Genomic DNA, 6,293 nt, shown 5'->3' on the forward strand with positions numbered 1-6,293 from the left:
TCAGTCCGCCCCATGACGCAGCGCCAACGCTGCGTCATGGGGCGGACTGATGTGGCCGCTACGCATAGAAAATCCGATCTTTCTCCAGACCATCTACGGCAACTATCCGGACCTGTCTTCTGTCGAGATCACCAAGGCCGAAATCAGTCGAGACGGGCCTAGCCTGCACCTGCATTTTATATCGACCCGTCTCCCCTACCGGCCTCCCGTCAAATGGGGAGCATTCAACGCGGTGTATTTTGAACTCGGGTTCGAAGGTGTCGAGTCGATCAGCGTTCGGAAGTTCCAGAGTCATGACAGGAGCGCAGTCAGAATGTGGGACGACGCGGGCAAAATTCTGCTCACCTGCGAAGGAGCCGTCAGGCTGTCCGTGACATGCCAGTTCATGCGCATCATCAAAATATCCGGTCTGCTGCAGTCGCAATAGATGAACTTCCGATTCCGAGTGACCGCAAATCCGCCGCAGACGCCGTTCATTGCGACGAACAGCCAGTGCAGCTATGAACTTCGCTGCAAGAAGCCTTGGATCGAGAAATGAGCGTACACGCCCTTTATGTGACCGCTGCCTATGCCATCACGGCCGTGGTTCTGGCCGGGCTGATCGGCTGGATCCTGTTCGACCAGCGTGCGCGCAAGAGGGACCTCGCCGAGTTGGAAGCGTCCGGCGTGCGGCGGCGCTCCGACAAGGCGGGGAAATCATGAGCATGCAAACGGAAACGCCGGCGCGCGCGCGGCGCCTGATCGTGCTTTTGCCGCTGCTGATTTTCCTCGGGCTGGCGGGACTGTTCCTGACGCAGCTGCTGTCCAGCCGCGACACTTCGGAAGTGCCATCGGCACTGATCGGCCTGCCCGCGCCGCCGACCAACCTGCCGGCGCTGGAGGGCATGAATTTGCCCGGGCTCGACTCCAAGCAGTTCGCCGGCGAGGTTACGCTGGTCAACGTCTTCGCGTCGTGGTGCGGGCCGTGCCGCGACGAGCATCCGGTGCTGCTGGCGCTGTCGCAGGACAAGCGCTTCGTCATCGCCGCGCTCAACTACAAAGACCAGCCGGAAAACGCCCGCCGGTTCCTCGGCAATCTCGGCAACCCGTTCCAGGCGATCGGCGTCGACGCGGCGGGGCGCGCGGCAATCGACTGGGGCGTCTACGGCGTGCCGGAAACCTTCGTCGTCGGCAAGGACGGCAAGATCGCCTACAAGCATGTCGGCCCGCTGACGCCAGGCTCGGCGCAGAGGCTGCTTTTGCCGGAGGTGGAGAAGGCGCTGGCCGCTCCGGACTGAGACACCGGAAACGCGATGGACGAGCGAGACATCCGCGAGCATTTTCTGGCGCAGGCGAAAGCCTGCGATGGACTTGGCTCGCCTTTCACCGCGAATTTATGCCGTGCACTGGCCAAGGTTCTCGACGCAAACACCAGGACCGGGCGGGCGGTGCTCGGCTGGCCGGGCGACGCGCGCGCCGACGGCCTCGCATTGCGCGTGTGCGGCGCGCTGCATGCGTTGGTCCTGACGGGTGCCAGTGAGCGGCTGGCAATGATCTATCCGCCCAACCAGACAAGCGTATCCGAGATCGCGGCGGTGCTGCCGGAGGCAATTGCGCGATCCGACGAGCAGATCGTCGCCGGCCTCGCCGGCGCGCCGCAGACCAATGAAATCGCCCGGTCGGCGATGCTGCTGCCTGGATTTCTGACGATCGCGCGGGAATCCGGCCTGCCGCTGGACTTGTGCGAGATCGGTGCCAGCGCCGGGCTCAATCTCCTGTTCGACAGCTTTCACTACCGCTACGGCGATGCCGAGTGGGGAGACCCGGCCTCCCCCGTCCGGTTGGCACCGGAGGTGCGCGGCCACGCTGTTCCACTTGGAGGAGCGATCAACGTCCGCCATCGGGCTGGCTGCGACATCGCGCCGGTCGATGGCGCCGACGCAGCAACGCGGGTACGGCTTCGGTCTTACGTCTGGGCCGATCAGACGGCACGGCTGGCCCGGCTCGACGCCGCGCTGTCACTTGCCGAAAAGTTTCAACCGCTGCTTGTCAAAGCGGACGCGGCGCATTTTGTCGAGAAGGCACTGGCCGCACGGCAGCAGCAGGGCGGCGCCTTCGTGCTCTATCATTCGATCATGTGGCAATCCCTGCCGAGGGCGACCAAGGATGCCATCACCGCCACGCTGGAGCAGGCGGGCAGAGAGGCCACGGCCGTTGCGCCTATCGCAAGGCTGAGAATGGAGCCGCGCGATCACACCAAGCAGTGGGCGGTACTCAGCCTCACTCTATGGCCCGGCGGCGAGACACGCCGCCTAGCCAATTGCGATTACCACGGCCGCTGGATCGAATGGATTGGCTAAGCCCAATCAAACCGTTCTGGTTGCGCATGATCTCGTCCGAAAGTCTGCAATTTTTTGCTGCGCTGACCTTCGGTTCGGGATCATGCGTTCGCCTCAGCCGTAGATCTGCTTGTGGACCTGGTAGAGCATTTCGCTGCGGTCGGCGCGCATGTCGGCCAGATCGCGGCTGGAAAAGGAGTCTATTTCGGCGATGAGGCGGTTGTATTGCCGGCGCTTGGCGATGCTGGCGCGAGCGCGGCTCATGAAGTTGTCGAGAATCATAGCGAGGTCCTTCTGTGCCGCATTGTTGCGGCAGGTTGTTCCTCCCTGATCGATATGGAACATGACATAGTTATAGTGCGTTGCAAAAAGAAGATGTTGCAATGCACCATTGCGCTGAGCGCATAGCCGGTTAACGGCCATGAGCGCCGTCGTTTAGGCCCGTCATTGAGCAAGGGCGGCCTTGCCGCGTTTTGCCCCAATGTCTCAAGATCCGATATCAACGATCTTGCCATATCGATCTCCGGCTGGCTTGATCGCCCCGGCACTAGCGATTTGCATGACCGGGAGGAAACCATGGCCGCCGAAGACTACGAGATTCTCGATCCGCGTTTTGCGCGACTGTTCAACAGCAACGCGCAGGTGGACAGGCTGTTCACCGGATGCCGGTGGGCGGAAGGGCCGGCCTGGTTTGCGGCCGGCCGTTATCTGGTGTGGTCCGATATCCCCAACAACCGCATGCTGCGCTACGACGAGACCGATGGCAGCGTCAGCGTGTTCCGGCAGCCGTCCGGCAATTCCAACGGCAACACCGTCGACCGGCAGGGCCGGCTGGTCACTTGCGAGCATTCGGGCCGCCGCGTCAGCCGCACCGAGCATGACGGCTCGATCACCACCATCGCCGACAAATGGCGCGGCAAGCGGCTGAACTCGCCCAACGACGCGGTGGTCAAGTCCGATGGTTCGATCTGGTTCACCGACCCGACCTACGGCATCGATACGGATTATGAGGGCGCCAAGGCCGAGAGCGAGATCGGCGCCTGTCATGTCTACCGGGCTGACCCCGGCACCGGTGAGATCGAAGCGGTGATCACCGATATGGTCAGGCCCAACGGGCTTGCCTTCTCGCTTGACGAGAGGAAGCTCTATGTCGTCGACACCGGTCGCACGCATGGCGCCCAGAATCCGGCGCATATGCGGGTATTCAATGTCGACGAGGGCGGCAGGCAGGTATCCGGCGGAAATGTCTTCGCCGACTGCACGGCCGGCCTGTTCGATGGCTTCAGGCTCGACGATCAAGGGCGGATCTGGACGAGTGCCGCCGACGGCATCCATTGCTACGATCCGGACGGAACGCTGATCGGCAGGATCAAGGTGCCGGAAGTCGTCGCCAATTGCGTGTTCGGCGGCAACAAGCTGAACTGCCTCTACATCGCCGGCACGACCTCGCTCTACATGGTCCGGCTGATGGTCAACGGCGCAAAGACCTACTGAGCGGCCGCCAAGCAATATGCAAGCGAGCACATTGCTATGTCTTCTCGGGCGGATCGCGCCCGAGCAGATTTACCACATGGTGTGTTTGTATTCTTCGTCCAGCCAGCGGTCGGTCGCCTCGGCCGAATCGGCGAGCGCCAGCTGGTCGCGCAGGATCTGGCCGAGCGTCGGCAACGTCGCGCGGTCGTACCAGGTTTCCGGCTTCCACAAATCGGAGCGCATGAAAGCCTTGGCGCAATGCATGTAGGCGGCCTTGACCGTCACCAGGACGACGCTTTGCGGTTCCTTGCCGTCGACGGCGAGCCGCTCGCGCAAAGCCGCATCGACGGTGATGCGGGCATCGCCGTTGACGCGCAGAGTCTCATTCATGCCTGGAATGAGAAAGAGCAGCCCGACCGAGGGGTTGAGAAGAATGTTCTCCAGAGTGTCGAGCCGGTTGTTGCCGGGCCGGTCGGGGATGGCAATGGTCTTCTCGTCAAGCACGGCGGCGAAGCCCGGTCTGTCGCCCTTCGGCGTCACATCGGCATTGCCGGCGCCGTCGGAGGAGCCGATCAGCAAGAACGGGCTTTTGCCGATGAAGGAACGGCTGTGGCCATCCAGCGCCTTCAATTCCTTGCGGATCGAGCCGTCGGTCGGCCGAGGCGTCTTGTAGATCGTTCTCAGCACCTCGCGCGTGGTGACGAATTCCATGCCCTCTCCTTAACCGTTACTTGCCGGCCTTCTCTTCGTTTCCGGTCTTACCTTCAAGCGAATGGCGCATGATCAGCGGCATCTGGCTGAAGGTGAAAAGAAGCGTGATCGGCATGATCCCCCAGACCTTGAAGGTAACCCAGGTGTCGGTGGAAAAATTCCGCCAGACCACTTCGTTGACAAGGGCCAGAAACAGGAAAAACAGGCCCCAGCGGAAGGTGAGTTTCTTCCAGCCCTCGGCATCGAGGCTGAAAGCCGAATCGAAGACGTAGCCGAGCAGCGACTTGCCGAAGAACAGCCCGCCGAGCAGCACGCCGCCGAACAGCATGTTGACGATGGTCGGCTTCATCTTGATGAAGATGTCGTCCTGCAGATAGAGCGTCAGCGCGCCGAAGACGAAGACGACGACGCCCGAGACCATCGGCATGATTGGCAAGGTGCGGGTGAGCAGCCAGGAAGCGATCAGCGCGATCGCCGTCGCGGCCATGAACAGGCCGGTGGCGACGAAGATCGGCCCACCGAATTCGGCCAGCGCCGGAAATTTCTGTGTCAGCCATGCGCCGCGCGCGTTGGCGAAGAAGAACACCATCAAGGGGCCGAGCTCCAGCACCATCTTGAGCAGCGGATTGACGCCTTCCTTCTTCTGTTTCTGCGGGTCGGACGGGTCGCGTTCGAGGATGCGCGGGTTCATAGGCTTTCCTTCTTGCGCATGATCCTGTCCAAAAAGTCTGCGACTTTTGGGATCATGATTGTTACGCTACTCCAGCGATCGCCCTGGCGAACTCGCTTGCGGAGAATGGTTCGAGGTCGTCGACCTGTTCGCCGACGCCGATGAAATAGACCGGCAATTTGTGCTTTGCCGCGATCGCCACCAGAATACCGCCGCGTGCCGTGCCGTCCAGCTTGGTCATCACCAGGCCGTTGACACCGGCGACATTGCGGAAGATCTCGACCTGGTTGAGCGCGTTCTGGCCGGTGGTGGCGTCGACCGTCTGCAGCACGGTGTGCGGCGCCTCCGGATCGAGCTTGCCCAGCACCCGGACGATCTTTTCCAGTTCCGCCATCAGCTCGGTCTTGTTCTGCAGCCGCCCGGCGGTGTCGATGATCAGCACGTCGGAGCCGGCTTGCTTGGCCTGTTCGAAGGCGTCGTAGGCAAGACCTGCCGCATCGGCGCCAAGCTTCGAGGCGATGACCGGCGACTTGGTGCGCTCGCCCCAGATCTTCAACTGCTCGATCGCCGCGGCGCGGAACGTGTCGCCGGCTGCGAGCATCACCGATAGGCCGCCATCGGTGAGCTTTGCCGCCAGCTTGCCGATGGTCGTGGTCTTGCCGGTGCCGTTGACGCCGACGACAAGGATGACATGCGGCTTGTGGCTGAGGTCGAGCTCCAGCGGCAAAGCGACATGGGTCAGCACCTTCTCCACTTCGGTCGCCATGATGGCACGGACTTCTGCCTCGGAGACGTCCTTGCCGTAGCGGCTGGCGGCCAGTGAATCGGTGATGCGCAGGGCCGTTTCCATACCGAGATCGGCGCGGATCAGCACGTCCTCCAGATCCTGGAGCGTGTCCTCATCCAGCTTGCGCTTGGTGAAGACGCCGGCGATGTTGCCGGACAGTTCCCGGGAAGAGCGGGCAAGCCCCTCCTTCATGCGCTGGAACCAAGAGCGTTTCGGTGCCGGTTCCGGCGCCTTCTGCGGCCCGGCTTTCTGCTCGACCTTCTTGGTTACGGTGACCTTGCCGGGGGCGGGCTTTGGCTCCGGCGGCGGCTGCGGAACGGCCTCGCGCTTTACC

9 protein-coding genes are annotated in these 6,293 nt (G+C 62.5%); 5 read left to right on the plus strand and 4 right to left on the minus strand.

Annotated elements, in window-relative coordinates; all coding sequences use genetic code 11:
- Positions 1-49 precede the first annotated feature (49 nt).
- From EOA86_RS18000 to EOA86_RS18015, 4 genes are all read left to right on the plus strand, one after another.
- Positions 50-427, plus strand: coding sequence for an Imm50 family immunity protein (locus EOA86_RS18000; protein WP_065007276.1), 378 nt, complete (start codon positions 50-52; stop codon positions 425-427).
- A 107-nt stretch (positions 428-534) separates the two neighbouring features.
- Positions 535-702, plus strand: coding sequence for a heme exporter protein CcmD (gene ccmD, locus EOA86_RS18005; protein ID WP_029349414.1), 168 nt, complete (start codon positions 535-537; stop codon positions 700-702).
- A complete protein-coding gene (locus EOA86_RS18010; RefSeq protein ID WP_128342886.1) occupies positions 699-1,277 on the plus strand; it encodes a DsbE family thiol:disulfide interchange protein in 579 nt (192 codons plus the stop codon). Before ccmD ends, EOA86_RS18010 begins: the two co-directional genes overlap by 4 nt.
- 15 nt (positions 1,278-1,292) lie before the next feature.
- Positions 1,293-2,339 carry a DUF2332 family protein gene (locus EOA86_RS18015; protein ID WP_128342888.1) on the plus strand — a complete coding sequence of 349 codons (1,047 nt, stop codon included), beginning with the start codon at positions 1,293-1,295 and terminating at the stop codon, positions 2,337-2,339.
- Between the two features lie 93 nt (positions 2,340-2,432).
- Here EOA86_RS18015 and EOA86_RS38680 read toward each other — a convergent pair whose 3' ends face one another.
- Positions 2,433-2,741, minus strand: a complete 309-nt coding sequence (locus EOA86_RS38680; protein WP_164891809.1) for a hypothetical protein — start codon at positions 2,739-2,741, stop codon at positions 2,433-2,435.
- Between the two features lie 153 nt (positions 2,742-2,894).
- On the opposite strand from EOA86_RS38680, the gene EOA86_RS18025 reads away from it, so the two are divergent.
- Positions 2,895-3,812 carry an SMP-30/gluconolactonase/LRE family protein gene (locus EOA86_RS18025; protein ID WP_128342890.1) on the plus strand — a complete coding sequence of 306 codons (918 nt, stop codon included), beginning with the start codon at positions 2,895-2,897 and terminating at the stop codon, positions 3,810-3,812.
- A 69-nt stretch (positions 3,813-3,881) separates the two neighbouring features.
- On the opposite strand, the gene EOA86_RS18030 is transcribed toward EOA86_RS18025, so the two are convergent.
- The 3 genes from EOA86_RS18030 to ftsY all read right to left on the minus strand — a co-directional run.
- Positions 3,882-4,502 carry a pyridoxamine 5'-phosphate oxidase family protein gene (locus tag EOA86_RS18030; RefSeq protein WP_128342891.1) on the minus strand — a complete coding sequence of 207 codons (621 nt, stop codon included), beginning with the start codon at positions 4,500-4,502 and terminating at the stop codon, positions 3,882-3,884.
- Between the two features lie 16 nt (positions 4,503-4,518).
- On the minus strand, positions 4,519-5,193 hold the full coding sequence (locus tag EOA86_RS18035) for a septation protein A (RefSeq protein ID WP_127210453.1): 675 nt from the start codon (positions 5,191-5,193) through the stop codon (positions 4,519-4,521).
- Between the two features lie 61 nt (positions 5,194-5,254).
- Positions 5,255-6,293 (minus strand): signal recognition particle-docking protein FtsY (gene ftsY / locus EOA86_RS18040; RefSeq protein ID WP_128342893.1); only part of this gene is annotated, 1,039 nt, incomplete at its 5' end.

Source organism: Mesorhizobium sp. M5C.F.Ca.IN.020.32.2.1, from assembly GCF_004023105.1.
Classification (GTDB): Bacteria; Pseudomonadota; Alphaproteobacteria; order Rhizobiales; family Rhizobiaceae; genus Mesorhizobium; species Mesorhizobium wenxiniae.